We start from the raw sequence: 1,626 nt of genomic DNA, 5'->3' as shown, positions 1-1,626 counted from the left end.
TCATAGCGGCTGACCACATGCAGAACGGACTCAACGATGGTCTCAGCGGCTGCTGATTTGGCGCGACGATGAGGATCAATCGGGCGGGCAGGGACAACAGAGGTCACTGGCTTGGCTTTTGGTGCGATTTTTCCATCCACTCTCTAAGAACCTCTAGGCGATACCCCGCACCATACCGCGCGGCGGCTTCCTGGCTACTGTGGCCAAGGATCACCTTGCTGATTTCTTCGGGACAGCCAACATTGCGCAGGTCATCTTTCTTCTTGTGGCGCAGACTATGTAGGGATTTCTTGGGGTCGGTGATCTGTTTTCGCAGTTTCTTCATCATGGCTGCCGACGCTGCTGTATTGCCGTTGGGGCGACCGTAGCGGGGGAAGACAGGATCACCACCCTCCTTGCCAGAGCAGAGGTTTGTGAGGGCTTCCACGGCCCTGGAGGACAGGGGGATGAGGCGTTCACTTGAGGCTGTTTTGAGCGCTCTGATGCTGTTCGGTCGGATGCTCAGGCTGCGATTTTGAAGGTCAACGTCGTCAACCACAATCCCTGTGACCTCATTCAGCCGTGCTCCTGTGTCCCAGAGGGTCAGATAGATGGCTTGGTGGTCCTCTTGGCTGCCCATCGTAACCAAACCACCTTCTGCTTCCTCCGCTGACAGAGGGAGGCGGTCCTTGGCGGACTGTCCTGCGCCTTTGACCTTCAAGTTGTGGAACGGGTTGATCGCTGCAATCCCACGCTCTTGAATAGCATGGTTCACCACCGCCCTGACAACGTTGATGTAACGGGAGACACTGTTGGGGGAAATGCGTGCAAGCAGATAGTCTCGATAGAGGAGGGCATCTTCTCGACGGAGGTCAGCCAAAGCAACCTCCTTGAGTTTGACCGCCCCGATGGAGGCCTTGAGGTCGGCCTGTACCTTTGACAGAGCGTTCTTGAGCTTCTTGTCCTGATCGGCATCCTTGTACGCCCCATACAGATCAAAGGCCGTTTGCAGGGTGATGATCTCGACTGGGACACTGGCCCCAAGGAGGTTGCTGTAGACATCAGGCTCAACATCATCTTCGAGGCGGCCCGCTAAATCCCAAAGCCCTGCAATAAGATTGGTGTTCAACTGACCTGCATCAAGTTGCTGTGCGGCCTGTTCTCCAAAGTGTGACTTCACAATGGCAAGGGTACGGGTTCTTGAGTTCTCAGCCTCCAGGGACGCAAAGTAGGTCATAACCTGTTGGTCGATGGTGGGGAGGTTTTTGACCATCTCCATGAAGGTTGTGCCCAGCGCATGGTACACAGTGGCCTTTCCCGCCTTGACGCGTAAGTGCTTTGGGACGTCCCGTTTGTACTGGTACGCGCCCCAACTGCGCTGTCTGACGTACTTTGGGAGTTTCTTTTTACCCGTAGCGGCTGGTGCGGTGGTCATAGAGATGAAATCTCTCTCTGGCTCTTGGTCTCTGAAGTAACCAGAATCAACAGAAAGAGTGAGGGGCGTTTGCCTGTTCGCGACAGAAAAAGGTTCGATTGTGACGGAACTGGTACGCAACCGGTTCGCAAACTGGTTCATAAACGGCCAAAAACCCTTATTTTAGTTGTTTTTAACTAAAAAAGAGGGGTTTGTTGGCTCCGACGGTAGGG

At 54.4% G+C, this 1,626-nt stretch carries 1 protein-coding gene; it reads right to left on the bottom strand.

Annotation, left to right across the window (positions count from 1 at the left end; all coding sequences use genetic code 11):
* Window positions 1–103 precede the first annotated feature (103 nt).
* On the bottom strand, window positions 104–1,414 hold the full coding sequence (locus AB9F27_RS21795) for a site-specific integrase (RefSeq protein ID WP_335586645.1): 1,311 nt from the start codon (window positions 1,412–1,414) through the stop codon (window positions 104–106).
* Between the last annotated feature and the right edge of the window lie 212 nt (window positions 1,415–1,626).

This window comes from Falsihalocynthiibacter sp. CO-5D18, assembly GCF_041205445.1.
GTDB lineage: Bacteria > Pseudomonadota > Alphaproteobacteria > Rhodobacterales > Rhodobacteraceae > Falsihalocynthiibacter > Falsihalocynthiibacter arcticus.
The sequence above is the reverse complement of the archived record's forward strand: the minus strand, read 5'-3'. Positions and strand labels throughout refer to the sequence as shown.

Bases quoted from the DNA above. Each gene is read 5' to 3' on its own strand.
- AB9F27_RS21795 (WP_335586645.1), bottom strand. From the start codon at position 1,414: ATGACCACCGCACCAGCCGCTACGGGTAAAAAGAAACTCCCAAAGTAC.